Raw genomic sequence first — 24,530 nt, forward strand, 5'->3', positions numbered from 1 at the left:
CTCAGCGCTCCTTCAGCTTGACGCGGGCGTTGAAGATGTTCATCGCGCCGGAAATAAGCAGGCTCAGCACCAGATAGACCAGCATCATCAGGACGATGGCTTCCAGCTCTCGGCCGGTCTGGTTCAGCGTGGTGCCGCCAAGCGTGCCGCGCAGGTCCATATAGCCGACCGCGATCGCCAGCGAGCTGTTCTTGGTCAGGTTCAGGTATTGCGAGATCAGCGGCGGCACGATCACCCGCAGCGCCTGCGGCAGGATCACCAGGTTCATCGTGCGGTTCGGACGCAGGCCAAGCGCATAGGCGGCCTCGGTCTGGCCCTTGCTGACGGCAAGGATGCCCGCGCGCACGATCTCGGCGATGAAGGCGGCGGTATAGAGCGTCAGCGCCAGCCACAGCGCGATCAGCGCATTGGACACATTCAGCCCGCCGGTGAAGTTGAAGCCGGTCAGTTCGGGCGCGACCAGATGCAGGCCGAAATACCAGATCAGCAGCAGCGACGGCACGGTCATGACCGCAACGCTCATCCACCATGTCGTCGGACGGTCGCCGGTGCGGTCCTGCACGGATTGTGCCCAGTTGCGGATCATCCGGCGGACGAACAGGCCCAGGATCAGGACCGAGGCAAAGGTGATGGTGGCCCAGTTGAAGGTGATGCGCGCGCCAAGGTCCAGGCTGCCCGGATCATTGGTCATCGCCATCGTGGGCAGTGCGGTGTAGCGGTTGGTCAGCGCCACGTGATCGAAGAAGATCATCGACCAGGCCGCATCCTCGCCCCGATAGGCGGCGGGGGTGGGCAGGATCTCGGTGAAGATCGCATAGATGATCAGGATCCACAGCAGCAGCGGCATGTTGCGGAAGATCTCGACGAAGACGGTCATCAGGCGGGCGAACAGCCAGTTCTTCGACAGGCGGGCCACGCCGACGATGATGCCCAGGAAGGTCGCCGCGATGCAGCCCAGGATGGCCACGATCAGCGTGTTCAGCAGTCCGACGGTGGCCGCGCGGAAATGCGTGTCGTCCGAAGTATAGGGGATGGGCGTCTGCGGGATGTCGTAGCCCGCGCGCTGGAACAGAAAGCCGAAGTTGAAGTTCTTGCCCAGCAGGGCAAGGTTCTTGATGGTGTTGTCCACCAGCCACCAGAGCCCCGCCATCACAAGAATGAAAACGATCACCTGGAAGGTCAGCGAGCGGTAGCGCCGATCATAGATCAGCATGCTCAACCGGAACGGCGGGTTGCCCGGCGCCGAGACATCCGTCATCTGAATAAACCCCTGTTGACCCGCGTCTCGGCTTTGCGCCGTATGTGTCTTGCGGGCGAATTCTTGAAGATCACCGCCCTTGTCGGGCGTGGGACCAGGGCCCGAAGGCCCTGATCCCGGTCATGCCGCAATCAGCGGAACGGGGGCGCGTAGAGCAGGCCGCCCTGGGTCCACTGGGCGTTCAGCCCGCGCGCCAGACCGATCGGGGTCTGCTCGCCGATATTGGCGGCGAAGATTTCGCCGTAGTTGCCGCCGACCAGGATCGCGCGACGCGCCCATTCGGCGTCGAGGCCGATCATGGCGCCCAGATCGTCGCTGGTACCCAGCAGGCGCTGGACTTCCGGGTTGTTGGACGAACGCACCAGCTCCTCGATGTTGCGCGAGGTGACGCCGTATTCCTCGGCGGCGATCAGCGCGTTCAGGGTCCAGCGGACGATGTCACCCCAGTTGTTGTCGCCATGGCGAACGGCCGGCCCAAGCGGTTCCTTCGAGATGATCTCGGGCAGGATCACGTGGTTTTCCGGATCGGCAAAGGCGGCGCGGGTCGCGGCAAGGCCCGACACGTCGGTCGTGTAGGCGTCACAGGCGCCGGCCATGTATTGCTGCTCGCCCTCGGCATTGCTGTCGATGTTGACGGGCGTGTAGTTCATGCCGTTGGCGCGGAAGTAATCGGCCAGGTTCAGCTCGGTCGTGGTGCCGGTCTGGATGCAGACGGTGGCGCCGTCCAGTTCCTTGGCAGAGGTCACGCCCAGGTCCTTGCGAACCATGAAGCCCTGACCGTCGTAGTAGTTGACGCCCAGGAAATCCAGCGCAAGGTCGGTATCGCGCGAGAAGGTCCAGGTCGAGTTGCGCGCCAGAACGTCAACCTCGCCCGAGGCCAGTGCGGTGAAGCGGGTCTGACCGGTGGTCGGCACGAAGCGCACCTTGTTGCCATCGCCCAGAACGGCGGCAGCCACAGCGCGGCACAGAGCGACGTCAAAGCCGGTCCAGTTGCCGTTGGCGTCCGGTGCGGCAAAGCCGACGAGACCGGTGTTCACGCCGCAATTCAGTTCATCCCGCTCCTTGACCTGAGCAAGCGTCGAGCCCTCTTGCGCCAGGCTCATGCCGGCGATCAGGCTCGCTGCGGCTACCGTCCCCAGGAAAACCGTTTTTGTCATATCTACCTCTGTGTTGGAGCGCCCCGAAGCCTTGGCCGCGAAAGGCGCAAAGCGGATCGTTGCCGACCCTTCTTGTGCGAAACCGCCCCGGAGGGCGGTCCCATAGGCGTTATTGTGCCGATACAAAGCCATGCGTCAAGAACTCGTGACGCTTTGGCAAACGCTTTCAACCGACCCGCGAAAGGTGCCAAAGTCTCTCTGCTGAAATCATGGACAGGCGGCGGGCCTCGGCGGCCTCGTCGGCCTCCTCGTCGCGGCCCCATCGCGCGGCCTGGAATTCCTCGTCGATGCGGGAAAAAGCGAAGGATTGGTCGGCATTCAGATGGCCACGCACGACCGCCAGACCCAGGATCAACGAGCCGGGCAAGGTGACCAGATCATGCAGCGCCGTCAGGCCGAACGCGTCAAAATCACTCAGCAACGCGCGTAAACGGGCCATGTCGGCGGGGTCCTGCGCGACGGGAATCACCCCTTGCGTGACCCTCAGAACGACGCCCAGTTCGGTGCGCGCCCAGTCCAGCAGAGGATCCCACGAATCAGCCTGCAGCGCGATCAGCGCGGCCGGTTCGGTTGCCCGATAAGACAGCAGATCCGTGCCTCCATATTGGGCAAGCATGTCCGCAACGGCTTCGAATTGGGTCGAAACCCTTTCGATCGCGGAATTCGCCGCGCGGGTCAGCGGCATCGTCTGAGGCTGGATCAGATCGCCCTGGGCCTGCCATTCCTGCGCCAGCGCTTCGGCCAGGGCGGCGGTCGGCAGGATCAGCGGCAGCTTTCCCGGCGTTCTCAGCGCACGATCATCCAGATAGACCTCGTGCCCGCCCTCGGTGTCGCGGATCGAAACCGCTTTCCAGAAGCGCCGCGCCTTCCATTCGCTCATGAAGCCCAATCCTCGATTGCCTCTGTCAGGTTGTGGAAATCCTCGACGATCAGCGCCGCGCCCGCAGCATTCAGCGCCTGCGCCGGGTGATAGCCCCAGGTCACGCCCCAGCCAGGCATCCCGGCGGCGCGGGCCATCTGGATGTCGAAACTGGTATCGCCGACCATCAGCGCCGCGCGCGCCTCGCATCCGGCCTCGGCCAGGGCCTGAAGCAGCATCGAGGGATGCGGCTTCGACGGATGCCCGTCCGCCGTCTGCAGGCTGACAAAGCGGCCCTGCAACCCATGCGCGGCGATCACCGCATCCAGCCCCCGCCGCGACTTGCCCGTGGCCACGGCCAGCAGCAGATCGTCGCGTGCCGACAGACGGTCCAGACAATCCAGCGCGCCGGGATAAAGCGGCGCCGCGCGTTCGCTGCGCGCCTGCATGTAAGAGGCGCGATAAGCCTCGACCACCCGCGCTTGCGTCGGCAGATCGGCCAGAGGCAGAAGCTGCGCCACAGCGACCGGCAGCGACAGGCCGACGATGCCCAGAACCTCGTCCCGGGGCGGAGGCTCCAGCCCGGCGGCGGCGAAACCGTCGGTCATCGCGCGGATGATGTGATGCTGGCTGTCCACCAGCGTCCCGTCCACGTCGAAGACGACCAGCCTCATTCGACCTCCGCAAAGGGATCGTCGGGCACGTCGTTCTCGTGCCAGCCAAGCGTTTTCCACGTCCGCTGCATATGCTCGGGCAGGGGCGCGGTCAGGGTGATGCGCTTCTTGGTGATCGGGTGATCGAAGCTGATCGAGCGCGCATGCAGATGCAGCTTGCGGCTGATCTCTCCGCCCAGTTGCGCGCCCCAGCCATCGCCAAGGTTTTCCTGCCCCGATCCGCCATACTTGCCGTCGCCCACGATCGGATGGCCCAGTTCGGCCATATGCGCGCGCAACTGATGGGTGCGGCCCGTGATCGGCACCAGCGCGCACCAGCTGGCGCGCGAGCCAAGCGCGTCAAGCACGGCGTAATCGGTGGTGGCGCGCTTGGCGCCCTCGGTCGTGTCGATGTCGCGGGGATGGACGGCGATCATCTTCTCGCCCTCGCCGCCGCGTCCGTGGCCGGGCGCCTTGACCAGACCGTAGCGCACCGTTCCCATGCGCGGATGCGGCACGCCCGCAACCACGGCCCAATAGATCTTGCGCGTGGTCTTGGCGCGGAACGCCTCGGACAGGGCGCGGGCCACGCGGTCGGTGCGCGCCAGCAGCAGCACGCCCGACGTGTCCTTGTCCAGGCGATGCACCAGCTTGGGCCGGTCCTTGAAGCCGAACATCAGCGCGCCGGTCAGCCCGTCCACATGGCGGCTGCCCTGCCCGCTGCCGCCCTGGCTGGGCAGGCCCGGGGGCTTGTTCAGCGCGATCACATGCTCGTCCTTCCACAGGACGGCCGCCTGGATCATGGCCTGATCGCTTTCGGGGATGCGCGGCCCCCGGCTGATCCGGGGCGCTGCGGGCGCGGCCTCGGGCAGGGGCGGCACACGGACCTCCTGTCCCGCCTCGAGGCGCGTTGCGGCCTTGACCCGGCCCCCGTCCACGCGAAGCTGCCCGGTGCGGCACATCTTTTCGACGGCCCCCTGCGACAGGTGCGGAAACCGCTTCTTCAACCAACGGTCGAGGCGCTGTTCGCCCTCGTCCAGACCCACGCGGATCATCTGCACGCCGCTCATGCCAGCACGCTCCTTGCGACAGCCAGACCCGCGATCAGCGCGAGGATCGACAGGACGACCGAGGCGGCGATATAGACCACCGCCGCGACGGCCTCGCCCCGCTCCCACATTGCGACCACATCCAGCGAAAAAGAGGAAAAGGTGGTGAACCCGCCCAGCAGACCGGCCAGCAGGAAGGGCGCGAAATCCTGCCCCAACCGTTGCACGACCAGCGCGAAGCCAAGCCCCATCACGAAGCTGCCGATCACGTTCACCGCAAGCGTCGCACCGCCCATCGCCACCCAATGCGCGGGCAGCGAGCGATAGAACGCAAGGCGGCACATGCCGCCGATTGCCGCGCCGACGGCGACCTGAAGATAAGGGTTCATCATCGTCCGGGTTTGTGGCGCGGCGGGGCCAAAGTCAACCGCCCCGCTTGAGCCGCTGGCTGACGAACCAGTCCAGCCGCCGCTTGAGTTCCCGTTCAAACCCACGCTCGACCGGCAGATAGAGAACCGGGCGCTTCATGCCGTCGGGGAAATAGTTCTGGCCACTGAACCCGTCCTCGGCATCATGGTCATAGGCATAGCCCGCGCCGTAGCCCTGTTCCTTCATCAGCTTGGTCGGCGCGTTCAGGATATGGGCGGGCGGCATCAGGCTGCCAGTGCGGCGCGCCTCGGCCCGTGCGCCCTTGTAGGCGGCGTAACCCGCGTTGGATTTCGGCGCCAGCGCCAGATAGATCACCGCCTGCGCCAGCGCCAGCTCGCCCTCGGGGCTGCCCAGACGCTCATAGAGGGCCCAGGCGTCCAGACAGTGCCGCGCGGCGGCGGGATCCGCGAGGCCGATATCCTCGACCGCCATGCGGGTGATGCGGCGCGCCAGATAGCGCGGGTCCTCGCCCCCCTCCAGCATCCGGGCGAACCAGTAGAGCGCGGCATCCGGATCGCTGCCCCGCACCGATTTGTGCAGCGCCGAGATCAGGTTGTAATGCTCGTCCCCCGACTTGTCGTATTTCGCCGCCCGCCGCATCAGGCGCTGCGCCATGGCGTCAGTGTCCAGCGGCGCGGCGGTCTTCCACGCCGCCACCTGTTCGATCAGGTTCAGGATGGCGCGACCGTCGCCATCGGCCATGCCCAGCAGCGCGTCGCGCGCCTCGGGCGTCAGGGGCAGCTTGCGGCCCAGCTCACGCTCGGCCCGCTGCGCCAGCAATTCCAGCTCGGCCAAGGACAGGCGTTCCAACACGATGACCTGCGCGCGCGACAGAAGCGCGGCGTTCAGTTCAAAGGACGGGTTCTCGGTCGTGGCGCCGACCAGAAGGATCGTGCCGTCCTCCATGTGCGGCAGAAAGCCGTCTTGCTGCGCCTTGTTGAAACGGTGGATCTCATCGACGAAAAGCAGCGTGCCCTTGCCCTGCTGGCGGCGCAGGCGGGCGGCCTCGAACACCTTGCGCAGCTCTGGCACGCCCGTGAAGATCGCGCTGATCTGGACAAAGGCCAGATCCGTCTCGTCGGCCAGAAGCCGCGCGATGGTGGTCTTGCCCACGCCCGGCGGCCCCCAAAGAATCAGCGAGGACAGGCTGCCCGCCGCCAGCATGGACCCAAGCGGCCCATCCGCGCCCAGAATGCGCGTCTGGCCGATCACCTCGGACAGGCGCGCGGGGCGGATGCGGTCAGCCAGCGGACGCGGCGCTTCGGGCGGGGTGGCAGAGGGCGAGTCGAACAGATCGGGCATGATGGCGCCAGTCTAGGCGCCCCCTGCCCCGCCGAACACCCCCCGCGATCAGTGCATCTTGTCGGTCAGGTCGATCGAGACGCACTGGAATTCGCCATCGTCGATCCAAAGGATCGGGCCAAGCGCCTCGGCGGTCAGCCCGCAGCGGCCATACCAGCGCGGCCAGTTCGCCCCGGTCAGCGCGATCAGCCGCGTGGCGCCCTGTTCGCGCGCAGACGAGGTCATCGCCTCGACCATCTTGAAATGCACCTTGCGGCGATAGACCTGCGGGATGGCGTGACTGACGAACACGCGCGAACATTCCCAGATATGGGGATCGACCGGCGCGGGCGCGTAAAGCAGATCCTGCGGGATCGAGCCACCCAGGATCCCCTCTTGCGCGTCGCGGATCATGTAGCTGTAGATGCCGCAGCGCGCGGTGGTGGGCGTCAGGCGGATGCCGGCCAGAACGGTACCCATGTCGTGAATCGCGATCCAGCGGCTTTGCGGCGTGTCATACTGGTCGAACTCCATGTCATCGACCTCGGGCAGGTCCCAGTTCTTCTGGACGATGAAACTTTGCTTTCGTGCGCGAAAAAGGTTTGCGAACAACTCGCCATGGTTGTGCAAATTGGCAAAAGAGAGAGTGGTCATCTGCATCGAGGCTTCTCCTGGAGTGAGAGGGGACCTTCACGCGTCGCGGAACGACCGGGCAAGTCGGCTACAACAAGCGGTATTCCTTGGCCCTTTGCAGCGCCTCGGCAGTGGTGCGGGCGTTCAGACGCTCACGCACGGAAATCAACCTTGCCTTGAATGCGCTTTCCGTAATTCCAAGCTTGGCCGCCGCTGCTGCGTGCCGGTCGCCCTGCGCGATGCAGCGAAGGGCTTCTTTCTGAGCCTTGGTCAGGCTCTCGGGCGGCTCGGTAATATCATGGAGCAGCCTGACTGTCGCCTCGATCTCGGCGATCTCGGCATCCGTGAACTCGCGGTCGGCGCGAGCGAAACTGGCGATGGTGCGCGAGCTGATCGGCCCATGCGAAACCGTCACCCCAAAGGTCAAGCCGTGATTCGCGGCATCAGCCAGGATGTTGAACGGGTCAGGGATGGGCAAGGCAGACCAGCGGCAGGACCCGACCGTCGAAAAGCCCCAGGCAATCGTTGGGTCACGCAGCGCATAACCGTTCTGGGAATAGAAATCGGACCATTCCTGCGCGTAGGTCTGAAACTGCATCAGCGGCGCGGCGAAACGAATATGCAGACCGACAAAATAACCGGACTGGGCAAACCTGCCCAGTTTCGTCAGTCCGGCGTTGATATCGGCGCGTGGGGACATGGCTTTTTAGACAAATTGCTTTCGAATGCGTCAACCTGGAAAATAGCATGGCTGAATTTTGTTTCCAGCGCGTTAACAGCAAAGCGCCATCGCAAGAAAACAATTCTTTCATGACGTAGCGTCAGCGTTCGTTAATCAGTGCCCGTATTTATGTATGCTCAAATAAGATTCACGCGCAAAAGGCCCATTCAGACGCGAAAAAGCCCCGCCAGCGAACTGACGGGGCCATGCAATGCCGGTTGCGGCAGATCGCTTATTCGTCGTCGGCCGCCATCTCGGCGTCCAGACGCGCACGGTCGGCAGCGCCTTTCGCCTCGGGATCGCGGTCAACCAGCTCGATGATCGCCATCGGCGCCATGTCGCCATAGCGGAAACCGGCCTTCAGGATGCGAACGTAGCCGCCCTGACGGTCCTTGTAACGCTCGCCCAGAACCTCGAACAGCTTGGCGACGTGGATGTCCTGCTTCAGCTGAGCGTCGGCCTGACGGCGGGCGTGCAGATCGCCGCGTTTGGCCAGCGTGATCAGCTTCTCGACGATCGGACGCAGTTCCTTGGCCTTGGGCAGGGTCGTCTTGATCTGCTCGTGCTCGATCAGCGAGCCGGCCATGTTGGCGAACAGCGCCTTGCGGTGTTCGTGGGTGCGGTTGAGGCGGCGGTAGCCACGGGCGTGACGCATGATAATCTCCTATGACGTCTTTTGCTTTGTCCGGCAGCCCATGCGTGCGGGCCGCTCTCCTTGGGGCGGGATGCCCGGGTGGCGGGGACCGAAGCCCCCGCCGAAAGATCAGAACTGGTCGTCGAAACGCTTGGCCAGATCCTCGATGTTCTCCGGCGGCCAATCGACCACGTCCATCCCGAGATGCAGGCCCATGCCCGAAAGCACTTCCTTGATCTCGTTCAGAGACTTGCGGCCGAAGTTCGGGGTCCGCAGCATCTCGGCCTCGGTCTTCTGGATCAGGTCGCCGATATAGACGATGTTGTCGTTCTTCAGGCAGTTGGCCGAACGGACCGACAGCTCCAGCTCGTCGACCTTCTTCAGCAGGCGCGGATCGAATTCCAGACCGTCGTCGCTGTCCTGGCGGGTCGCCGATTCGGGCTCGTCGAAGTTGACGAAGACCGACAACTGATCCTGAACGATGCGCGCGGCATAGGCCACGGCGTCCTCAGGGGTCAGCGAGCCGTCCGTCTCGATCTTCATGGTCAGCTTGTCGTAATCCAGAACCTGGCCCTCGCGGGTGGGCTGGACCTCGTAGCTGACGCGCTTGACCGGCGAGAAGATGGCGTCGATCGGGATCAGGCCGATGGGCGCATCCTCGGGGCGGTTCTTGTCGGCGGCGACATAACCCTTGCCCGTCTGAACGGTCAGCTCCATGTTCAGCTCAGCCCCGTCATCCAGATGGCAGATGACGTGCTCGCGGTTCAGAATCGTGATGCCAGCGGTTTCCTGGATGTCGCCAGCCTTGACCTCGCCCGGGCCCTTGGCCGAGAGCGTCAGGCGCTTGGGGCCTTCGACGTCCATCTTCAGCGTCACGCCCTTGAGGTTCAGCACGATGTCGGTCACGTCCTCGCGGACACCGGCGACGCTGCTGAATTCGTGCAGGACGTTGTCCATCTGGACCGAGGTGATGGCGGCGCCTTGCAGCGACGACAGCAGCACACGGCGCAGCGCATTCCCGAGCGTCAGGCCGAAACCCCGCTCGAGCGGTTCGGCGACCAGGGTCGCGGTCCGGGTCGCATCGGCGCCCGGCTTGACGACCAACTGGGTCGGCTTGATCAGTTCGGCCCAATTCTTGTGGATCATGGGTTTGCCTCCATACCTGTTCCCGACCCATGACCGTGGCCGGAAACGCCCGAGGTTAAATGCGAAAATCCGGCCCGCGCGAAAGGACGCGCGAACCGGTCATTGATGATCCGAAATCAGACGCGCCGACGTTTGGGCGGGCGGCAGCCGTTATGGGCGATGGGCGTCACGTCACGGATGGCCGTGATGTTGAAACCAACCGCGGCCAGAGCGCGCAGAGCCGATTCGCGGCCCGAGCCAGGGCCCTGAACTTCGACTTCCAGCGTGCGGACGCCGTGTTCCTGCGCCTTGCGGCCCGCGTCTTCGGCGGCCATCTGCGCGGCATAGGGGGTCGATTTGCGCGAACCCTTGAAGCCCATCGTCCCAGCCGAGGACCACGCAATCGCGTTGCCCTGGACGTCCGAAATCAGGATCTTGGTGTTGTTGAAGCTCGAATTCACATGAGCAACGCCAGCGGCGATGTTCTTGCGTTCCTTGCGCTTCATGCGGGTCTTGTCACGTGCCATGTCGCTGCCCCCTTACTTCTTCTTGCCGGCGATCGGCTTGGCCGGGCCCTTGCGGGTGCGGGCATTGGTGTGGGTGCGCTGGCCGCGAACCGGCAGGCCGCGACGGTGACGCAGACCGCGATACGAACCCAGATCCATCATGCGCTTGATGTTCATCTGGACTTCGCGGCGCAGGTCGCCTTCGACGGTCAGGTTTGCGTCGATGTATTCGCGGATCGACAGAACTTCGGCATCCGACAGCTCGTTCACGCGGCGCGTGCGGTCAATGCCGGTCGCTTCGCAGATCTGTTCGGCGAACATGTCACCGATGCCGTGGATGTAGGTCAGAGCGATGGGGACGCGTTTCCCCGTCGGAATGTTGACGCCAGCAATACGTGCCACGCGTTATCCTTTTCAGTTGCGGTTCCGTAACGCCGGAACCTTTTTTCACAACGCAAGGCCCGAAAGCCTAGCCTTCGGGCCAATCGATGGGCCACTCGCGTGATGCGGGTGATTCTCTTGCGAGATGCTGACCGTTAATGTCCGGCAGGCCGAACGTCAACCCTGCCCGTCAGGAATGGTCCAGAATCGAAGCGATCTGCGAGGCGACCTCGTCCATCGCCGCCATCCCGTCGACCGACCGCAGATCGCCCTTGGCATAGTAATAACCGATCAGAGGGGCAGTCTTCTTGTAGTATTCACGAAGACGGTCCGAAAAGACCTCGGGCGTGTCGTCACGGCGCACGGGTTCGCCCGCAGCGGCCGATTGCTCGGCGCGCTTGACGATACGACCGACAAGGGCCTCGTCATCGACACGCAGCTCGATCACCGCGTCCAGGCTGTTGCCCGTCTCGGCCAGCAGCGCGCCAAGCGCGTCGGCCTGGGCCAACGTGCGGGGGAAGCCGTCGAAAATGAAGCCCTTGCCGCCCTTTTCAAGCTGCTCGCGAATCAGACCGATGACGATCTCATCGGTGACAAGCTCGCCCCGGTCCATGACCTCGGCCACGCGCTTGCCCATCTCGGTCCCCGAGGAACGGGCGGCGCGCAGCATGTCGCCGGTGGACAGCTGGACCAAGCCCCGCTCGTCCACAAGGCGCTTGGCCTGCGTGCCCTTGCCCGCACCCGGAGGCCCGAGAAGAATGATGTTGATCGTCATGGCTGTCCCCCTCAGCTACCCGTTCCGGGCTGATCTGTCGTTTTCCGCTCAGCGGCGCGACGGTGCGCGCCGCGGCTTCGCGGTTCCCGGCTTACGTTTACCACGCAGCTGGGATTTCTCAATCAGACCCTCGTATTGGTGGGCCAGAAGATGGCTTTGGACCTGGTTGATCGTGTCCATCGTGACCGAGACCACGATCAGCACCGACGTGCCCCCCAGATAGACCGGGATCGAGAACTGGTCGCGCAGCACCTCGGGCAGAAGACAGACCGCCGCCAGATAGGCCGAGCCGATCACCAGGATGCGGTTGACGACGTAATCCAGGTAATCCTGCGTCCGCTTGCCCGGACGGATGCCGGGAATGAACCCGCCCTGGTTCTTCAGGTTCTCGGCCACGTCATCGGTCTTGAACGACACGTTCTGCGTATAGAAATACGTGAAGAAGATGATCATGGCTGCGAAGAACAGCAGGTAAAGCGGCTGTCCGGGGCCGAAATAGGCCAGAACCAGCGACATGACCGGACCCGTCTCGTTGCCCGAGAAGGTCGAGATCGTGATCGGCAGCAGCAGAAGCGAGCTGGCAAAGATCGCCGGGATCACGCCCGCCGGGTTCACCTTGACCGGCAGATGGCTGGACTGGCCGTCATAGACCTTCATGCCGACCTGGCGCCGGGGATACTGGATGCGGATCTTGCGAAGCGCGCGCTCCATGAAGACCACGAAAGCGATGATGCCGATCAGGCCGAAGATCACGAACAGGATCACCGGCGTCGAGATGACGCCCGTGCGGCCCTGCTGGAAGAAGGTCGCCAGCGCGGCCGGGATCTCGGCCAGGATGCCGACGAAGATGATCAGCGAAATGCCATTGCCGACGCCGCGCGCGGTGATCTGCTCGCCCAGCCACATCAGGAACATGGTGCCGCCGACCAGCGTGATCACGACCGAGGCCTGAAAGAACAGGCCGGGGTCATGCGCCAGACCGCCCGCCTCGAGGCTGCGCGCCAGACCATAGGCCTGGAACAGCGCCAGAAGCACGGTGCCATAGCGGGTATATTGGTTGATCTTCTTGCGGCCCTGCTCGCCCTCTTTCTTGAGCTGTTCAAGCGAGGGAACCATCGAGGTCAGCAGCTGCACGATGATCGAGGCCGAGATATAGGGCATGATCCCCAGGGCGAAGACGCCCATCCGGCCAAGCGCGCCGCCGGTGAACATCGACAACATGCCGCCGATGCCGGTCTGGGCCTGCTCCATGAAGGTCCGCAGCGCGGCCCCGTCGATGCCGGGAACCGGGATGTAGGTCCCGACCCGATACATGATCAGAAGCCCGATCGTGAACCAGATCCGCTGGCGAAGTTCCGTGGCCCTGCCAAGCTGACCCCAGGAGAGGTTCGCGGCCATCTGTTCTGCGGCTGACGCCATATGAAGTCCGTCCCGTGTCATGACAGCGCCGCCGACCCATTTCCGGGGACCGGCGGCGCCAGAAAACCTGAATGCTATCTATGGGGCAGTCGCGCCCCGTTCAACAGCTTATTCGGCCGCCGCTGCTTCGGCAGGCAGTTGCACCTTGCCGCCCAGCTTCTCGACCGCTTCGACGGCGGCTTTCGACGCGCCGGTGACGGTGATGGTCAGACCGGCCTTCAGCTCGCCCTTGGCCAGCAGACGGATGCCGTCCAGCTTGCGGCGCACCAGACCCGAAGCGACCAGCGCGTCTTCGGTCAGTTCGGCCTTGGCGTCGATCTTGCCCGCGTCGATGAAGCCCTGGATCTGGCCCAGGTTCACCACGGCGAAGGTCTTGGCGTTCGGCGCGGTAAAGCCGCGCTTGGGCAGACGACGATACAGCGGCATCTGGCCGCCTTCGTAACCGTTCAGCGCGACGCCCGAACGCGATTTCTGGCCCTTGATACCACGGCCGGCGGTCTTGCCCTTGCCGGAGCCGGGACCACGCGCAACGCGTTTCTTCTTGCGATTCGCGCCTTCGTTGTCGCGGATTTCATGCAGTTTCATATCGCTTCTCCTTTGCCGGACACGCCCCCGAAGCGAACAGGGCGGACGCGGCTTCTCTTGCTTGTTCTTGCACGCCCCTTGGCGCACCGGCCGCCTATACCCAAAGCGCGCCCGCCTTTCAAGCCGGGTCCCGCGACGCGCACACCGTCTTGTGTCTTGAGCCGCCCGCGGGCGCCGGTAAGTCAGACGCTCAGATTGCCCTAGGGGTTCACCATGCGCCTTACCCTTTTCTCCGCCGCCCTGACGCTTGCCGCGCTAGGCGCGACCTCGGCCTCGGGCGAGCCGACGCTTTGCACCGCGCGGATCAACGACCGCGACACGGTGCTGGGCTATGACACGGCCGAGCCGGGCCTGTCGCGCAATTTCAGCCGGCGCGAGCGGCTGGCCACGCGTTGGGGCGCGCATGACTGCCCCAGCTATGTCGTCATGCGCGCACTGACGCCGGAATTGTCGGACGACCAGCGCCGCCCCTTCTGCCTGCGCTTCGACGAGGCGACGAATTCCGTGATGGGCTACGATCTGGGCGAACGCGACGCCTGGGGCCGGTGCGAGGCGCGCAGGGCCTCGCTCTGCGAACGGGTAAACCACACGCGGTCGGTCGCGGGGTCGCTGACATCGGCGGCGGGGCGCGGCGCGATGGCGGGGCTCGAGGCGCTGCCAGACGGGTCGGGTGCCGTGATCCTCAGCGGCAGCGGCAATGCGGTGTCCAGCGCGCTGACCTCGCTTGGCGGGGCGGCGGCGACGGCGGCGGGCAGTCCGGCGCTGGTTGCGGGCGCCGCGATCAGCCTGGTGGCGGTCGGCGGTGCGGTCTATGCCTGCCGCGACCGAGACTGATTCCTCAGCCGGATCGGAAACGAAAAACGCCCCGCATCGCTGCGGGGCGTTTTCAGGTCAGGCCCGATGGATCAGGCCTTTTCCTCGATGATCGTCACCAGATGCGGGATCTTGGCGACCATGCCGCGGATCGAAGGCGTGTCCTCCAGCTCGCGGGTGCGGTTCATCTTGTTCAGGCCCAGACCTTTCAGCGTCTCACGCTGGATGGCGGGGCGGCGGATCGGGCTGCCGATCTGCTTGACGACGATGGTTGCCATGCGCCTGTCTCCTTACGCTTCGACGGCTTCTTGAGCCGGCTTGTTGTCCTGCGGCAGGATGTCGGCCACTTTCTTGCCGCGGCGTGCCGCGACCGAACGGGGGCTCGATTCCTTCTTCAGGCCATCAAGCGTCGCACGGATCATGTTGTAGGGGTTCTGCGAACCCTGCGACTTGGCGACGACGTCCTGAACGCCCAGCATCTCGAACACGGCGCGCATCGGGCCGCCTGCGATGATACCGGTACCCGGAACGGCGGTGCGCATGATCACCTTGCCCGCGCCGTGGCGGCCTTCGATGTCATGGTGCAGCGTGCGGCCGTCGCGCAGCGGGACGCGGATCATGTTGCGCTTGGCCTGCTCGGTCGCCTTGCGGATGGCTTCCGGCACTTCTTTGGCCTTGCCCTTGCCGAAACCGACGCGGCCGCGCTGATCGCCCACGACAACCAGAGCCGCAAAGCCGAAGCGCTTGCCACCCTTGACCGTTTTCGACACGCGGTTGATCGCGACAAGGCGATCCTGGAACTCCGGGGTTTCCTCGCGCTCTTCGCGGCGGCCCCGGCGGTTGTCACGTTCTGCCATAAGGCATTCCTTCATATGGTGGCGCGCCCGTCGGGCGGCCGTTTCATCCGATCCTGGTGGACACCCGCAAGAGCCATCCCCGGATCATCGGGGCGGCGCCCGAAGACGCCGCCCGCAAGATCAGAACTTCAGGCCACCTTCACGGGCAGCGTCGGCCAGAGCCTTCACCTTGCCGTGGAAGATGAAGCCGCCGCGGTCGAACACGACCTCCTCGACGCCGGCGGCTTTCGCACGCTCGGCAATCGCGGCGCCGATCTTGGCTGCGGCTTCGACGTTGTTCTTGCCGACCAGGCCGAAATCCTTCTCCAGCGTGCTGGCCGAAGCCACGGTCACGCCGTTCAGATCGTCGATGATCTGAACCGAGATGTTCTTCGACGAACGATGAACCGAAAGCCGCGGACGGCCGTTCGACATCGCTTTCAGCTTGTTCCGAACGCGCAGGCGGCGCTTCTGGAACAGCTCTTGCTTTTTCAGTGCCATTTCTCGCGCCCCTTACTTCTTCTTGCCTTCCTTGCGGAAGACGAACTCGCCCTTGTAGCGGATGCCCTTGCCCTTGTAGGGCTCGGGGCGGCGCCACTCGCGGATGTTCGCTGCAACCTGACCAACAAGCTGCTGGTCGATGCCTTCCACAACGATTTCGGTCTGCTTCGGGGCCGTGATCGTGACGCCCTCGGGCACCTCGAAGTTCACGTCATGCGAATAGCCCAGAGCCAGCTTCAGGACATTGCCCTGCATGTTGGCACGGTAGCCGACGCCCTGGATTTCCAGCTCTTTCTTGAACCCGGTGGACACGCCCACGGTCAGGTTCTCGATCATCGAGCGGGTCATGCCCCATTGCTGGCGGGCACGCTTGGACGTGCCGCGCGGCTTCACCGAAACCGAGCCCTCTTCGAGGACCAGGTCCACATCGTCGGTCGCCGTGAAGCTGCGGGTGCCTTTCGGCCCTTTCACTTCGATGGTCTGACCCTTGATCTCGGCCGTCACGCCCTTGGGCAGTTCGACCGGCTTCTTACCAATCCGAGACATTCCGCCCTCCTTAGAACACGGTGCAGAGGACTTCGCCGCCAACATTGGCGTTGCGAGCCGCTGCATCCGACATGACGCCCTTGGGGGTCGAGACGATCGAGACGCCCAGACCCTGACGGACCTGCGGGATTTCCTTGGCGCCGGCGTAAACGCGGCGGCCAGGCTTCGAGACACGCGACAGCTCGCGGATAACCGGAGTGCCGTCGTGGTATTTCAGACCGATTTCCAGCTCTTTATGGCCGGATTCGGTCGTCACTTCGTCATAGCCGCGGATGTAGCCTTCGCTTTTCAGCACATCCAGGACCCAGGCGCGCAGCTTGCTGGCCGGGGTGCGGACGGTCGATTTGCCGCGCATCTGAGCGTTGCGGATGCGGGTCAGCATATCGCCGAGAGGATCGTTCATCATCTTGTGTGCCCCCTTACCAGCTGGACTTGACCAGGCCGGGGATCTGACCTTGCGAGCCGAGCTCGCGCAGCATGATCCGCGACAGTTTCAGTTTGCGGTAATACGCATGCGGACGACCGGTCAGTTGGCACCGGTTGTGCAGACGCGTCGCCGACGAGTTGCGCGGCAGTTCGGCCAGCTTCAGCGAAGCCTTGAACCGCTCTTCCATCGGCAGGGACTGGTCGTTGATGACTTCTTTCAGCGAAGCGCGCTTCGCCGCGTATTTCTGGACCAGGCGCTCGCGCTTCTTCTCGCGCTCGACCATCGATTTCTTTGCCATATCTTCTTTCCCTCCGCGATCAGGCGCTGAACGGCATGTTGAAATGCTTCAACAGCGCTTTCGCTTCCGCGTCGGTCTTCGCGTTGGTGCAGATGATGATGTCCATCCCCAGAACTTCGTCGACCTTGTCGAAGTTGATCTCCGGGAACACGATGTGCTCTTTCAGGCCCATGGCGTAGTTGCCACGGCCATCGAACGAGGTCGCCTTCACGCCGCGGAAGTCGCGGACGCGCGGCAGCGCGATGTTGATCAGGCGATCCAGGAACTCGTACATGCGGTCGCCGCGCAGCGTGACCTTGCAGCCAAGCGGCATCTCCTCACGGACGCGGAAGCCGGCGATCGACTTCTTGGCATGCGTGATGACGGCCTTCTGACCGGCGATCAGCGACAGCTCTTCAGCCGCCTGCTTCACCTTCTTGGTGTCCTTGACGGCCTCGCCGACGCCCATGTTCAGGACGATCTTGTCCAGACGCGGGATCTGCATGTCGTTCTTGTAGCCGAACTCTTCCTTGAGCGCGGCGCGGATCGTGTCGCGGAACTGCTGGCGCAGACGCGGCGTGTATTTGGTTGCGTCCAGCATCAGATCACGTCTCCCGTGGTCTTGGCGAAGCGGACCTTCTTGCCGTCTTCCTCGCGGAAGCCGACGCGCGTCGCTTTGCCGTTCTTGTCCATCAGCGCGAGGTTCGACAGGTCGATCGGCATCGCCTTCGGCATGCGGCCGCCCTGGCTGGTCTGGGTCTGGCGCTGGTGGCGGATGGCGATGTTGATGCCGTCCACGACAGCCTTGTTCTCTTTCGGGAACACGGCCGTGATCTCACCCTGCTTGCCCTTGTCCTTGCCGGCCAGCACGACGACCTTGTCGCCCTTTTTCAGCTTGGCAGCCATTACAGCACCTCCGGAGCAAGCGAGATGATCTTCATGAAGTTCTTCGCACGCAGCTCTCGCACGACCGGCCCGAAGATACGGGTGCCGACCGGCTCGCCCTGGTTGTTCAGGATGACGGCGGCGTTGCGATCGAAGCGGATCGAGGTGCCGTCTTCACGGGTGACCTCTTTCGCGGTGCGGACGACGACGGCCTTGCGGACGTCACCTTTCTTGACCCGGCCCCGCGGGATGGCTTCCTTGACGGACACGACGATGATGTCGCCCACCGACGCATAGCGACGGTGCGAACCACCCAGGACCTTGATGCACTGAACCCGGCGAGCGCCGGAGTTGTCAGCAACATCCAGATTGGTCTGCATCTGGATCATTTGGTTTCTCCCGACCTTTGGAGACTGCCTGTCGCAGCCCCAGGGTTTCGATCATTTCTGATCTGTGATGATGGACTTACGCGGTAGCCGCTTCGTCCGTCAGGACAGTCCAGCGTTTCGTCTTCGAGATCGGCGCGCATTCGATGATGCGAACGGTGTCACCGACCTTGAACTGGTTCTGCGCGTCATGCGCGCGGTATTTCTTGGACGAGCGAACCGTCTTTTGCAGCAGCGGGTGCTTGAAGCGGCGCTCGACCAGGACGGTCACGGTCTGCTCGTTCTTGTCCGAGACGACACGGCCTTGCAGGATACGTTTGGGCATGGACCGGGCCTCCTCAGTTCGACGCCGCGGCTTCGGCCGCTTTCTGGTTCAGGATCGTCTTGACGCGAGCAACGTCGCGGCGGACGGCGCGCATGCGCGCGGTGCTTTCAAGCTGCCCGGTGGCCTGCTGGAAGCGCAGGTTGAAGGCCTCTTTCTTCAGCGCAACCAGCTGGTCTTTCAGCTGGTCGGGCGTCTTCGACTTCAGTTCTTTGGCGTCCATGACGCGTCTTCCTTTCAACATCACCGGAGAGCCCCTGTTTCACAGGGCCACCCTGATTCCGGTGGAGTTTCGTGATGAAGGCCTGCCCATACAGGCCGAAAGCCCGTTTGGCAACCCCTTTAGGGGCGCGTGGCCCCAATGCGAAACCCCGCCGGTTTCCCGGCGGGGTCCGTCAGCGTCCTGGCCCCTTGCGAGGCCGGGAAATCACCAGTCTTCGCGGGCGACGATGCGCGTCTTGATCGGCAGTTTCATCGCACCAAGGCGCAGGGCCTCACGGGCGATGACGTCATTGACGCCGTCGATCTCGAACATGATCCGGCCCGGGTGGACGCGGGCGGCCCAGAAATCGACCGAGCCCTTGCCTTTACCCATCCGAACCTCGGTGGGCTTCGACGAGACCGGGACATCCGGGAAGATCCGGATCCAGACGCGGCCCTGACGTTTCATGTGGCGCGTGATCGCGCGGCGAGCCGCCTCGATCTGGCGCGCGGTCACACGCTCGGGTTCGGTCGCCTTCAGGGCGAACGAGCCAAAGTTCAGGTCGAACCCGCCCTTGGCTTCGCCGTGGATGCGGCCCTTGTGCTGTTTGCGGAACTTCGTCCGTTTCGGTTGCAGCATCTGTTCTACTCCTTACCGAGCGTCGCGGTCGCGGCGCGGGCCACGGGGCGCAGGGCCTTCCTGAGCCTCGGCGGCGCGACGATCGCGGGCCTGCGGATCATGTTCCATGATCTCGCCCTTGAAGATCCACACCTTCACGCCGATGATCCCGTAGGGGGTCGTGGCTTCGGACAGTGCATAATCGATATCCGCGCGCAGCGTGTGCAGCGGCACACGGCCTTCGCGATACCATTCGGTACGCGCGATCTCGGCGCCGCCAAGGCGGCCTGCCACGTTCACACGGATGCCCAGGGCGCCCATGCGCATCGCGTTCTGCACGGCGCGCTTCATGGCACGACGGAAGGACACGCGGCGCTCAAGCTGCTGTGCGATCGACTCGGCCACCAGCTGCGCATCGACTTCGGGCTTGCGCACTTCGACGATGTTCAGGTGCAGCTCGCTGTCGGTGAAGTTCGCCAGCTTCTTGCGCAGGGTCTCGATATCGGCGCCTTTTTTGCCAATGATCACGCCGGGACGGGCTGCGTGGATCGTGACGCGGCACTTCTTGTGCGGACGCTCGATGATCACGCGGCTGACGCCGGCCTGCTTGGCTTCCTTGTGGATGAAGTCCCGGATCTTCAGGTCTTCAAGCAGCAGGTTACCGTAATCCTTGTCGTCGGCGTACCAGCGGCTGTCCCAGGTGCGGTTGACCTGGAGGCGCATGCCGATCGGATTGACCTTCTGACCCATTACGCTTGCTCCTCGACTTGGCGCACCTTGATGGTGATTTCCGAAAACGGCTTCATGATCTTGCCGAACCGGCCACGTGCCCGCGGACGGCCACGCTTCATCACCAGGTTCTTGCCGACCCAGGCTTCGGCGACGATCAGGTTATCGACGTCAAGGCCGTGGTTGTTCTCGGCATTCGCGATGGCCGACTGAAGGCATTTCTTCACGTCGCCAGCGATGCGCTTGTGCGAGAAGGTCAGGTCGGCCAGAGCCTTGTCGACCTTCTTGCCACGGATCAGCTGAGCCACGAGGTTCAGCTTCTGCGGCGAGGTGCGAAGCATCTTCGTCTTGGCGAAGGCCTCGTTCTCCGCCACGCGGCGCGGATTGTTTTCCTTACCCATGACGATTACTTCCTCTTGGCTTTCTTGTCCGCGGCGTGACCGTAATAGGTGCGCGTGGGCGAATATTCACCGAATTTCTGACCGATCATCTCTTCGGTGACGTTCACGGGGATGTGCTTCTGCCCGTTATAGACGCCGAAGGTCAGGCCGACGAATTGCGGCAGGATGGTCGAACGACGCGACCAGATCTTGATGACGTCGGACTTGCCCGACTCGCGAGCCTTTTCCGCCTTCTTGAGCACATAGGCGTCAACAAAGGGGCCCTTCCAAACAGAACGTGCCATGGCTTAACGCCCCTTCTTCTTCGCGTGACGCGACCGCAGGATGTACTTGTCGGTCGCCTTGTTGCTGCGAGTCTTCTTGCCCTTGGTGTCCTTGCCCCAGGGCGTGACCGGCGTCCGGCCACCCGAGGTGCGGCCCTCACCACCACCATGCGGGTGGTCGATCGGGTTCATGGCGACGCCGCGGACGCTCGGGCGGATGCCCTTGTGGCGGTTGCGGCCCGCTTTACCAAGGTTCTGGTTCGAATGGTCGGCATTCGACACGGCGCCGATGGTCGCCATGCATTCCTGACGGACCATGCGCAGCTCGCCCGAGGACAGGCGGATCTGGGCGTAGCCACCGTCGCGGCCGACGAACTGGGCATAGGTGCCAGCCGAACGCGCGATCTGGCCGCCCTTGCCGGGCTTCAGTTCGACGTTGTGGACGATCGTGCCGATCGGCATGCCGCTGAAGGGCATGGCGTTGCCGGGCTTCACGTCAACCTTGGCGCCGGCGACGACCTTGTCGCCAACGGCCAGACGCTGCGGAGCCAGGATATAGGCCTGCTCGCCGTCTTCGTATTTCACCAGCGCGATGAAGGCGGTGCGGTTGGGATCGTATTCGATCCGCTCGACGACTGCCGCGATGTCGAACTTGGTGCGTTTGAAATCGACGATGCGATACAGGCGCTTGGCGCCCCCGCCCTTGCGGCGCATCGTGATCCGTCCGGTGTTGTTCCGGCCCCCGTTCTTCGTCAGACCCTCGGTGAGGGACTTGACGGGGCGGCCTTTCCAAAGCTCCGAACGGTCGATCAGAACCAGCCCGCGCTGGCCAGGCGTCGTCGGTTTATACGACTTCAATGCCATCTTTCTGTCTTCCGTTGCTTTGAACCGAAATGGTCCGTTTCAGTCAAAAGATCAGCGGCCCCGGATGAACCGGGGCCGCAGATTCGCGCCCTACTATCAGAGACCCGTGGTCACGTCGATAGTGCTGCCCGCTTCCAGCGTGACATAGGCTTTCTTCACGTCGCTGCGGCGACCGGGCTGACCGCGGAAACGCTTGGTCTTGCCCTTGGTGATGGTGGTGTTGACCGCCTTCACCTTGACACCGAACAGGGCCTCGACCGCATCCTTGATCTGCGGCTTGGAGGCGTCCTTGGCGACCTGGAAGACAACACCGTTGTTCTCCGAGGTCATCGTGGCCTTTTCGGTGATGATCGGCTTGACGATCACGTCGTAATGTTCAGCTTTCGCGCTCATTTCAGGCGAGCCTCCAGAGCTTCGACACCGGCCTTCGTGATCACCAGCGTGTCACGCTTGAGGATGTCATACACATTCGCGCCCATCGACGGCAGGATGTCCACGCCTTCGAGGTTGCGGGCGGCACGGGCAAAGCCCTCGTTCACTTCGGCGCCGTCGATGACCAGAACGCGCTTCCAGCCGTTTTCCTTGACGGCCTTGGCGACGGCCGAGGTCTTGGCGTCGGCGAGGTTAAGATCCTCGACGATGACCAGTTCACCCGCGGTGGCTTTCGCCGACAGCGCATGACGCAGGCCAAGCGCACGGACCTTCTTGGGCAGGTCGAAAGCGTGCGAACGCGGGGTCGGGCCCTTGTAGACGCCGCCGTGACGGAAGATCGGGGCCTTCTTGGAACCGTGGCGTGCGCCGCCGGTGCCCTTCTGGCGATAGATCTTCTTGGTCGAGTAGCTGACGTCCGACTTGCCCAGGACCGAGTGCGTGCCGGCCTGCGCCTTGGCGCGCTGCCAGCGGACGACGCGCTGCAGGATGTCGCCGCGCGGCTCCAGCCCGAAGATCTCGTCGGCCAGCTCGATCGACCCGGCCTTGCCGGAGTCCAGCTTGATCACATCGAGTTTCATTACTTGTCTCCTTCGGGCGCGGCGTCAGCACCATCCGAAGCCTGGGCCTCGCTCAGCGCGGCCTCCTGCTCGGCGGCTGCGGCTTCCTCGGCGGCCTTGCGGGCGGCTTCTTCCTCGGCAGCGGCCTGATTGGCAGCTTCCTCGGCCAGACGCTTGGCTTCCTCGGCGGCGGATTTCAGGGCGGCGGGATAGATCACGTTCTCGGGCGTCGGTTTCTTGACCGCGTCCTTGATCGTGACCCAGCCCCCTTTCGAGCCCGGAACCGAGCCCTTGACCATGATCAGGCCACGGTCGGCATCGGTCTTGACGACCTGCAGGTTCTGCGTGGTGACGCGGACGGCACCCAGGTGACCCGCCATCTTCTTGCCCTTGAACACCTTGCCGGGGTCCTGGCACTGGCCGGTCGAACCGTGCGAACGGTGGCTGATCGACACGCCGTGCGAGGCGCGCAGACCGCCAAAGTTGTGACGCTTCATGGCGCCCGCGAAACCCTTACCGATCGAGGTGCCGGCGATGTCCACGAACTGACCCGCGAAGTAGTGGTCAGCCGTGATTTCCTCACCGACATTGATCAGGTTTTCTTCAGCCACGCGGAATTCCGCGATCTTGCGCTTGGGCGCGACCGAGGCCTTGGCAAAGTGACCGCGCATCGCGGCGGTCGTGCGCTTGGCCTTGGCGGCACCGGCGCCCAGCTGAACGGCGGTATAGCCGTCAACAGCGGCAGTGCGCTGAGCGACGACTTGCAGACCGTCCAGTTGCAGAACGGTAACGGGGACCTGGCGGCCGTCCTCGAGGAACAGACGCGTCATGCCCAGTTTCTTGGCGATTACACCAGTACGCAGCATGATGGCCTCCTTACACCTTGATCTCGACATCCACGCCGGCGGCGAGGTCGAGCTTCATCAGGGCGTCCACGGTCTGGGGCGTGGGATCGACGATGTCCAGCAGACGCTTGTGGGTACGGATTTCCCACTGGTCACGCGATTTCTTGTCGATGTGCGGGCCGCGCAGAACGGTGAATTTCTCGATCTTGTTCGGCAGCGGGATCGGGCCGCGAACGGTCGCACCGGTGCGCTTGGCGGTGTTGACGATCTCTTGGGTGCTGGCGTCCAGCACGCGATAGTCAAACGCCTTCAGGCGGATGCGGATATTCTGACTTTGCATCGTCACATCCCTCTTGCGGGGAGTTCCAGTCGAGAGGCTGACATCGCACCGCGCGGCGCCAGCATCGGACCGTGTATAAATCGCAAGGCCGCCCCTTGTGACGGGCGGCCCGTGCGAAACCCGTCGATTCTTGCGGATCGACGGCGATGGCGGCTTATGCAAAATGTCGGACGATCCGTCAAGCGGTGATAGCAGCCATCAGCGTTCGGCCAGACGAACCCCGTCCGCAAGGATGGCCGAACCCATGCCCCAGCCCGAAACGACGACCAGCGTCCCCGGTTGCAGTTGCTCTCGCAGCGGCGACGACAGATCGCAAATGCTGCTGAATAGGGGGCGCATTTCGGCAACACGCACGGGGTTCCGACAGCGCGCCGTGCTTCCTGCTCTGCCGTCCTCAATCGTAACGACCGCTTCGACACGATGCCCTGACAGCACGGCTGCGGCCAGCGGAAGTGTGCCTGTGCCCGCAGAGTAGCCGGCAAAGAGAGCCATGAGAAATGCCACCATGAAGCGGCCGAAATCCGCGAGGTGACGAGCGGGCATGGTTTTCGGCGTCGCCGGCCGCATCAATGCCAGAAACATCACGAAGGAAATCATGCCGCAGAGCAAAATCACGGCGAGGATACCGGGATAGCCCTGTGCCGATACGAGGGGCCAAAAGCCAAATGAGGTTGCAAAGATTGGGGCCATCGCGAAAAGCATCCACATCGTGGCTACGGCCTTTACCCATCCAGGCAGCCCGAGCTGCCCGCGCAGAATGGCATCCAGGCGCGTCATGACACCTCCTCACATTGAAAAAGGGCCGCCCTTGCGGACGGCCC

38 protein-coding genes are annotated in these 24,530 nt (G+C 63.9%); 1 reads left to right on the forward strand and 37 read right to left on the reverse strand.

Going from position 1 to position 24,530, the window contains the following annotated elements:
* Window position 1: 1 nt before the first annotated feature.
* From ACTZWU_RS07795 to rplO, 16 genes are all read right to left on the reverse strand, one after another.
* The gene (locus ACTZWU_RS07795; protein ID WP_444736787.1) at window positions 2–1,258 is read right to left on the reverse strand and encodes an amino acid ABC transporter permease; all 1,257 of its coding nucleotides are present in this window, start codon (window positions 1,256–1,258) and stop codon (window positions 2–4) included.
* Between the two features lie 131 nt (window positions 1,259–1,389).
* Complete coding sequence (locus ACTZWU_RS07800) at window positions 1,390–2,415, reverse strand: amino acid ABC transporter substrate-binding protein (protein WP_444736788.1); 1,026 nt, start codon at window positions 2,413–2,415, stop codon at window positions 1,390–1,392.
* A gap of 166 nt (window positions 2,416–2,581) precedes the next feature.
* Window positions 2,582–3,295 (reverse strand): ATP12 family chaperone protein, encoded by a 714-nt coding sequence (locus tag ACTZWU_RS07805; protein ID WP_444736789.1) that lies wholly within the window; start codon window positions 3,293–3,295, stop codon window positions 2,582–2,584.
* Window positions 3,292–3,948 carry an HAD-IA family hydrolase gene (locus ACTZWU_RS07810; protein WP_444736790.1) on the reverse strand — a complete coding sequence of 219 codons (657 nt, stop codon included), beginning with the start codon at window positions 3,946–3,948 and terminating at the stop codon, window positions 3,292–3,294. The genes ACTZWU_RS07805 and ACTZWU_RS07810 overlap by 4 nt, the downstream gene beginning before the upstream one ends.
* A complete protein-coding gene (locus ACTZWU_RS07815) occupies window positions 3,945–4,997 on the reverse strand; it encodes an RluA family pseudouridine synthase (protein WP_444736791.1) in 1,053 nt (350 codons plus the stop codon). Before ACTZWU_RS07815 ends, ACTZWU_RS07810 begins: the two co-directional genes overlap by 4 nt.
* Window positions 4,994–5,365 (reverse strand): fluoride efflux transporter FluC, encoded by a 372-nt coding sequence (locus ACTZWU_RS07820; protein WP_444736792.1) that lies wholly within the window; start codon window positions 5,363–5,365, stop codon window positions 4,994–4,996. The genes ACTZWU_RS07815 and ACTZWU_RS07820 overlap by 4 nt, the downstream gene beginning before the upstream one ends.
* A gap of 34 nt (window positions 5,366–5,399) precedes the next feature.
* Window positions 5,400–6,707, reverse strand: a complete 1,308-nt coding sequence (locus ACTZWU_RS07825; protein WP_444736793.1) for a replication-associated recombination protein A — start codon at window positions 6,705–6,707, stop codon at window positions 5,400–5,402.
* 48 nt (window positions 6,708–6,755) lie between these two features.
* Window positions 6,756–7,346 carry an acyl-homoserine-lactone synthase gene (locus tag ACTZWU_RS07830; protein ID WP_444736794.1) on the reverse strand — a complete coding sequence of 197 codons (591 nt, stop codon included), beginning with the start codon at window positions 7,344–7,346 and terminating at the stop codon, window positions 6,756–6,758.
* Window positions 7,347–7,407: 61 nt separating this feature from the next.
* On the reverse strand, window positions 7,408–8,019 hold the full coding sequence (locus ACTZWU_RS07835; RefSeq protein WP_444736795.1) for an autoinducer binding domain-containing protein: 612 nt from the start codon (window positions 8,017–8,019) through the stop codon (window positions 7,408–7,410).
* Window positions 8,020–8,272: 253 nt separating this feature from the next.
* Window positions 8,273–8,695: a 50S ribosomal protein L17 gene (rplQ, locus tag ACTZWU_RS07840; RefSeq protein WP_444736796.1), complete on the reverse strand. Its 423-nt coding sequence runs from the start codon at window positions 8,693–8,695 to the stop codon at window positions 8,273–8,275.
* A gap of 108 nt (window positions 8,696–8,803) precedes the next feature.
* The gene (locus tag ACTZWU_RS07845; protein ID WP_444736797.1) at window positions 8,804–9,820 is read right to left on the reverse strand and encodes a DNA-directed RNA polymerase subunit alpha; all 1,017 of its coding nucleotides are present in this window, start codon (window positions 9,818–9,820) and stop codon (window positions 8,804–8,806) included.
* A 116-nt stretch (window positions 9,821–9,936) separates the two neighbouring features.
* Complete coding sequence (gene rpsK / locus ACTZWU_RS07850; RefSeq protein WP_444736798.1) at window positions 9,937–10,326, reverse strand: 30S ribosomal protein S11; 390 nt, start codon at window positions 10,324–10,326, stop codon at window positions 9,937–9,939.
* Window positions 10,327–10,338: 12 nt separating this feature from the next.
* Window positions 10,339–10,707: a 30S ribosomal protein S13 gene (gene rpsM, locus ACTZWU_RS07855; protein ID WP_119885002.1), complete on the reverse strand. Its 369-nt coding sequence runs from the start codon at window positions 10,705–10,707 to the stop codon at window positions 10,339–10,341.
* Between the two features lie 169 nt (window positions 10,708–10,876).
* Window positions 10,877–11,461 carry an adenylate kinase gene (locus ACTZWU_RS07860; RefSeq protein WP_444736799.1) on the reverse strand — a complete coding sequence of 195 codons (585 nt, stop codon included), beginning with the start codon at window positions 11,459–11,461 and terminating at the stop codon, window positions 10,877–10,879.
* A gap of 48 nt (window positions 11,462–11,509) precedes the next feature.
* Window positions 11,510–12,880 carry a preprotein translocase subunit SecY gene (gene secY / locus ACTZWU_RS07865; protein WP_444736800.1) on the reverse strand — a complete coding sequence of 457 codons (1,371 nt, stop codon included), beginning with the start codon at window positions 12,878–12,880 and terminating at the stop codon, window positions 11,510–11,512.
* Window positions 12,881–12,988: 108 nt separating this feature from the next.
* On the reverse strand, window positions 12,989–13,465 hold the full coding sequence (gene rplO, locus ACTZWU_RS07870; protein ID WP_444736801.1) for a 50S ribosomal protein L15: 477 nt from the start codon (window positions 13,463–13,465) through the stop codon (window positions 12,989–12,991).
* 213 nt (window positions 13,466–13,678) lie between these two features.
* On the opposite strand from rplO, the gene ACTZWU_RS07875 reads away from it, so the two are divergent.
* On the forward strand, window positions 13,679–14,299 hold the full coding sequence (locus tag ACTZWU_RS07875) for a hypothetical protein (protein WP_444736802.1): 621 nt from the start codon (window positions 13,679–13,681) through the stop codon (window positions 14,297–14,299).
* A 71-nt stretch (window positions 14,300–14,370) separates the two neighbouring features.
* Here ACTZWU_RS07875 and rpmD read toward each other — a convergent pair whose 3' ends face one another.
* The 21 genes from rpmD to ACTZWU_RS07980 all read right to left on the reverse strand — a co-directional run bounded on the left by rpmD (window position 14,371) and on the right by ACTZWU_RS07980 (window position 24,486).
* On the reverse strand, window positions 14,371–14,556 hold the full coding sequence (gene rpmD / locus ACTZWU_RS07880) for a 50S ribosomal protein L30 (RefSeq protein ID WP_103173018.1): 186 nt from the start codon (window positions 14,554–14,556) through the stop codon (window positions 14,371–14,373).
* A 12-nt stretch (window positions 14,557–14,568) separates the two neighbouring features.
* Complete coding sequence (gene rpsE, locus ACTZWU_RS07885; protein WP_444736803.1) at window positions 14,569–15,135, reverse strand: 30S ribosomal protein S5; 567 nt, start codon at window positions 15,133–15,135, stop codon at window positions 14,569–14,571.
* Between the two features lie 120 nt (window positions 15,136–15,255).
* Window positions 15,256–15,615, reverse strand: a complete 360-nt coding sequence (rplR, locus tag ACTZWU_RS07890; RefSeq protein ID WP_444736804.1) for a 50S ribosomal protein L18 — start codon at window positions 15,613–15,615, stop codon at window positions 15,256–15,258.
* 12 nt (window positions 15,616–15,627) lie between these two features.
* Window positions 15,628–16,161 carry a 50S ribosomal protein L6 gene (gene rplF, locus ACTZWU_RS07895; protein ID WP_444736805.1) on the reverse strand — a complete coding sequence of 178 codons (534 nt, stop codon included), beginning with the start codon at window positions 16,159–16,161 and terminating at the stop codon, window positions 15,628–15,630.
* A gap of 10 nt (window positions 16,162–16,171) precedes the next feature.
* Window positions 16,172–16,564 carry a 30S ribosomal protein S8 gene (rpsH, locus tag ACTZWU_RS07900; RefSeq protein WP_444736806.1) on the reverse strand — a complete coding sequence of 131 codons (393 nt, stop codon included), beginning with the start codon at window positions 16,562–16,564 and terminating at the stop codon, window positions 16,172–16,174.
* A 16-nt stretch (window positions 16,565–16,580) separates the two neighbouring features.
* Window positions 16,581–16,886, reverse strand: a complete 306-nt coding sequence (rpsN, locus tag ACTZWU_RS07905; RefSeq protein WP_444736807.1) for a 30S ribosomal protein S14 — start codon at window positions 16,884–16,886, stop codon at window positions 16,581–16,583.
* A gap of 19 nt (window positions 16,887–16,905) precedes the next feature.
* The gene (rplE, locus tag ACTZWU_RS07910) at window positions 16,906–17,466 is read right to left on the reverse strand and encodes a 50S ribosomal protein L5 (RefSeq protein ID WP_444736808.1); all 561 of its coding nucleotides are present in this window, start codon (window positions 17,464–17,466) and stop codon (window positions 16,906–16,908) included.
* Window positions 17,466–17,771 carry a 50S ribosomal protein L24 gene (gene rplX, locus ACTZWU_RS07915; RefSeq protein ID WP_444736809.1) on the reverse strand — a complete coding sequence of 102 codons (306 nt, stop codon included), beginning with the start codon at window positions 17,769–17,771 and terminating at the stop codon, window positions 17,466–17,468. The genes rplE and rplX overlap by 1 nt, the downstream gene beginning before the upstream one ends.
* A complete protein-coding gene (gene rplN / locus ACTZWU_RS07920; protein ID WP_090746457.1) occupies window positions 17,771–18,139 on the reverse strand; it encodes a 50S ribosomal protein L14 in 369 nt (122 codons plus the stop codon). Before rplN ends, rplX begins: the two co-directional genes overlap by 1 nt.
* A 76-nt stretch (window positions 18,140–18,215) precedes the next feature.
* Complete coding sequence (gene rpsQ, locus ACTZWU_RS07925; RefSeq protein WP_444736810.1) at window positions 18,216–18,461, reverse strand: 30S ribosomal protein S17; 246 nt, start codon at window positions 18,459–18,461, stop codon at window positions 18,216–18,218.
* Window positions 18,462–18,474: 13 nt separating this feature from the next.
* Entirely contained in the window at window positions 18,475–18,681 is a 207-nt protein-coding gene (rpmC, locus tag ACTZWU_RS07930) for a 50S ribosomal protein L29 (protein WP_444736811.1), read from the reverse strand.
* Window positions 18,682–18,885: 204 nt separating this feature from the next.
* Complete coding sequence (gene rplP / locus ACTZWU_RS07935; RefSeq protein ID WP_444736812.1) at window positions 18,886–19,299, reverse strand: 50S ribosomal protein L16; 414 nt, start codon at window positions 19,297–19,299, stop codon at window positions 18,886–18,888.
* Window positions 19,300–19,311: 12 nt separating this feature from the next.
* Complete coding sequence (gene rpsC / locus ACTZWU_RS07940; RefSeq protein WP_444736813.1) at window positions 19,312–20,028, reverse strand: 30S ribosomal protein S3; 717 nt, start codon at window positions 20,026–20,028, stop codon at window positions 19,312–19,314.
* On the reverse strand, window positions 20,028–20,408 hold the full coding sequence (gene rplV, locus ACTZWU_RS07945) for a 50S ribosomal protein L22 (RefSeq protein WP_347414792.1): 381 nt from the start codon (window positions 20,406–20,408) through the stop codon (window positions 20,028–20,030). The genes rpsC and rplV overlap by 1 nt, the downstream gene beginning before the upstream one ends.
* A gap of 5 nt (window positions 20,409–20,413) precedes the next feature.
* Entirely contained in the window at window positions 20,414–20,692 is a 279-nt protein-coding gene (gene rpsS / locus ACTZWU_RS07950) for a 30S ribosomal protein S19 (RefSeq protein ID WP_303365297.1), read from the reverse strand.
* 3 nt (window positions 20,693–20,695) lie between these two features.
* Window positions 20,696–21,535 carry a 50S ribosomal protein L2 gene (gene rplB / locus ACTZWU_RS07955; RefSeq protein WP_444736814.1) on the reverse strand — a complete coding sequence of 280 codons (840 nt, stop codon included), beginning with the start codon at window positions 21,533–21,535 and terminating at the stop codon, window positions 20,696–20,698.
* Between the two features lie 96 nt (window positions 21,536–21,631).
* Window positions 21,632–21,928: a 50S ribosomal protein L23 gene (locus tag ACTZWU_RS07960; RefSeq protein ID WP_444736815.1), complete on the reverse strand. Its 297-nt coding sequence runs from the start codon at window positions 21,926–21,928 to the stop codon at window positions 21,632–21,634.
* Window positions 21,925–22,545, reverse strand: a complete 621-nt coding sequence (rplD, locus tag ACTZWU_RS07965) for a 50S ribosomal protein L4 (RefSeq protein WP_444736816.1) — start codon at window positions 22,543–22,545, stop codon at window positions 21,925–21,927. The genes ACTZWU_RS07960 and rplD overlap by 4 nt, the downstream gene beginning before the upstream one ends.
* A complete protein-coding gene (rplC, locus tag ACTZWU_RS07970) occupies window positions 22,545–23,390 on the reverse strand; it encodes a 50S ribosomal protein L3 (RefSeq protein WP_444736817.1) in 846 nt (281 codons plus the stop codon). The genes rplD and rplC overlap by 1 nt, the downstream gene beginning before the upstream one ends.
* A gap of 10 nt (window positions 23,391–23,400) precedes the next feature.
* Window positions 23,401–23,709, reverse strand: a complete 309-nt coding sequence (rpsJ, locus tag ACTZWU_RS07975; protein WP_042247848.1) for a 30S ribosomal protein S10 — start codon at window positions 23,707–23,709, stop codon at window positions 23,401–23,403.
* Between the two features lie 198 nt (window positions 23,710–23,907).
* A complete protein-coding gene (locus ACTZWU_RS07980) occupies window positions 23,908–24,486 on the reverse strand; it encodes a hypothetical protein (RefSeq protein WP_444736818.1) in 579 nt (192 codons plus the stop codon).
* Window positions 24,487–24,530 lie beyond the last annotated feature (44 nt).

The organism is Paracoccus sp. NSM (assembly GCF_052379855.1).
GTDB lineage: Bacteria > Pseudomonadota > Alphaproteobacteria > Rhodobacterales > Rhodobacteraceae > Paracoccus.

Excerpts from the sequence above, each read along its gene's own strand:
- rpsJ (WP_042247848.1), bottom strand. The coding sequence starts at position 23,709 with ATGCAAAGTCAGAATATCCGCATCCGCCTGAAGGCGTTTGACTATCGC.
- rplV (WP_347414792.1), bottom strand. The coding sequence starts at position 20,408 with ATGGGTAAGGAAAACAATCCGCGCCGCGTGGCGGAGAACGAGGCCTTC.
- rplE (WP_444736808.1), bottom strand. The coding sequence starts at position 17,466 with ATGCTGGACGCAACCAAATACACGCCGCGTCTGCGCCAGCAGTTCCGC.
- ACTZWU_RS07820 (WP_444736792.1), bottom strand. The coding sequence starts at position 5,365 with ATGAACCCTTATCTTCAGGTCGCCGTCGGCGCGGCAATCGGCGGCATG.
- rplX (WP_444736809.1), bottom strand. The coding sequence starts at position 17,771 with ATGGCTGCCAAGCTGAAAAAGGGCGACAAGGTCGTCGTGCTGGCCGGC.
- rplR (WP_444736804.1), bottom strand. The coding sequence starts at position 15,615 with ATGGCACTGAAAAAGCAAGAGCTGTTCCAGAAGCGCCGCCTGCGCGTT.
- rplD (WP_444736816.1), bottom strand. The coding sequence starts at position 22,545 with ATGAAACTCGATGTGATCAAGCTGGACTCCGGCAAGGCCGGGTCGATC.
- rpsH (WP_444736806.1), bottom strand. The coding sequence starts at position 16,564 with ATGAACGATCCTCTCGGCGATATGCTGACCCGCATCCGCAACGCTCAG.
- rplQ (WP_444736796.1), bottom strand. The coding sequence starts at position 8,695 with ATGCGTCACGCCCGTGGCTACCGCCGCCTCAACCGCACCCACGAACAC.
- rplF (WP_444736805.1), bottom strand. The coding sequence starts at position 16,161 with ATGTCTCGGATTGGTAAGAAGCCGGTCGAACTGCCCAAGGGCGTGACG.
- rpsQ (WP_444736810.1), bottom strand. The coding sequence starts at position 18,461 with ATGCCCAAACGTATCCTGCAAGGCCGTGTCGTCTCGGACAAGAACGAG.
- rpsK (WP_444736798.1), bottom strand. The coding sequence starts at position 10,326 with ATGGCACGTGACAAGACCCGCATGAAGCGCAAGGAACGCAAGAACATC.
- rpsS (WP_303365297.1), bottom strand. The coding sequence starts at position 20,692 with ATGGCACGTTCTGTTTGGAAGGGCCCCTTTGTTGACGCCTATGTGCTC.
- ACTZWU_RS07875 (WP_444736802.1), top strand. The coding sequence starts at position 13,679 with ATGCGCCTTACCCTTTTCTCCGCCGCCCTGACGCTTGCCGCGCTAGGC.
- ACTZWU_RS07845 (WP_444736797.1), bottom strand. The coding sequence starts at position 9,820 with ATGATCCACAAGAATTGGGCCGAACTGATCAAGCCGACCCAGTTGGTC.
- rplP (WP_444736812.1), bottom strand. The coding sequence starts at position 19,299 with ATGCTGCAACCGAAACGGACGAAGTTCCGCAAACAGCACAAGGGCCGC.
- rplN (WP_090746457.1), bottom strand. The coding sequence starts at position 18,139 with ATGATCCAGATGCAGACCAATCTGGATGTTGCTGACAACTCCGGCGCT.
- rpmD (WP_103173018.1), bottom strand. The coding sequence starts at position 14,556 with ATGGCAACCATCGTCGTCAAGCAGATCGGCAGCCCGATCCGCCGCCCC.
- secY (WP_444736800.1), bottom strand. The coding sequence starts at position 12,880 with ATGGCGTCAGCCGCAGAACAGATGGCCGCGAACCTCTCCTGGGGTCAG.
- ACTZWU_RS07980 (WP_444736818.1), bottom strand. The coding sequence starts at position 24,486 with ATGACGCGCCTGGATGCCATTCTGCGCGGGCAGCTCGGGCTGCCTGGA.
- ACTZWU_RS07835 (WP_444736795.1), bottom strand. The coding sequence starts at position 8,019 with ATGTCCCCACGCGCCGATATCAACGCCGGACTGACGAAACTGGGCAGG.
- rplB (WP_444736814.1), bottom strand. The coding sequence starts at position 21,535 with ATGGCATTGAAGTCGTATAAACCGACGACGCCTGGCCAGCGCGGGCTG.
- rpsN (WP_444736807.1), bottom strand. The coding sequence starts at position 16,886 with ATGGCAAAGAAATCGATGGTCGAGCGCGAGAAGAAGCGCGAGCGCCTG.
- rpmC (WP_444736811.1), bottom strand. The coding sequence starts at position 18,681 with ATGGACGCCAAAGAACTGAAGTCGAAGACGCCCGACCAGCTGAAAGAC.
- ACTZWU_RS07830 (WP_444736794.1), bottom strand. The coding sequence starts at position 7,346 with ATGCAGATGACCACTCTCTCTTTTGCCAATTTGCACAACCATGGCGAG.
- ACTZWU_RS07860 (WP_444736799.1), bottom strand. The coding sequence starts at position 11,461 with ATGACGATCAACATCATTCTTCTCGGGCCTCCGGGTGCGGGCAAGGGC.
- ACTZWU_RS07795 (WP_444736787.1), bottom strand. The coding sequence starts at position 1,258 with ATGACGGATGTCTCGGCGCCGGGCAACCCGCCGTTCCGGTTGAGCATG.
- ACTZWU_RS07805 (WP_444736789.1), bottom strand. The coding sequence starts at position 3,295 with ATGAGCGAATGGAAGGCGCGGCGCTTCTGGAAAGCGGTTTCGATCCGC.
- ACTZWU_RS07825 (WP_444736793.1), bottom strand. The coding sequence starts at position 6,707 with ATGCCCGATCTGTTCGACTCGCCCTCTGCCACCCCGCCCGAAGCGCCG.
- ACTZWU_RS07810 (WP_444736790.1), bottom strand. The coding sequence starts at position 3,948 with ATGAGGCTGGTCGTCTTCGACGTGGACGGGACGCTGGTGGACAGCCAG.
- ACTZWU_RS07960 (WP_444736815.1), bottom strand. The coding sequence starts at position 21,928 with ATGAGCGCGAAAGCTGAACATTACGACGTGATCGTCAAGCCGATCATC.
- ACTZWU_RS07800 (WP_444736788.1), bottom strand. The coding sequence starts at position 2,415 with ATGACAAAAACGGTTTTCCTGGGGACGGTAGCCGCAGCGAGCCTGATC.
- ACTZWU_RS07815 (WP_444736791.1), bottom strand. The coding sequence starts at position 4,997 with ATGAGCGGCGTGCAGATGATCCGCGTGGGTCTGGACGAGGGCGAACAG.
- rplO (WP_444736801.1), bottom strand. The coding sequence starts at position 13,465 with ATGAAACTGCATGAAATCCGCGACAACGAAGGCGCGAATCGCAAGAAG.
- rpsC (WP_444736813.1), bottom strand. The coding sequence starts at position 20,028 with ATGGGTCAGAAGGTCAATCCGATCGGCATGCGCCTCCAGGTCAACCGC.
- rplC (WP_444736817.1), bottom strand. The coding sequence starts at position 23,390 with ATGCTGCGTACTGGTGTAATCGCCAAGAAACTGGGCATGACGCGTCTG.
- rpsE (WP_444736803.1), bottom strand. The coding sequence starts at position 15,135 with ATGGCAGAACGTGACAACCGCCGGGGCCGCCGCGAAGAGCGCGAGGAA.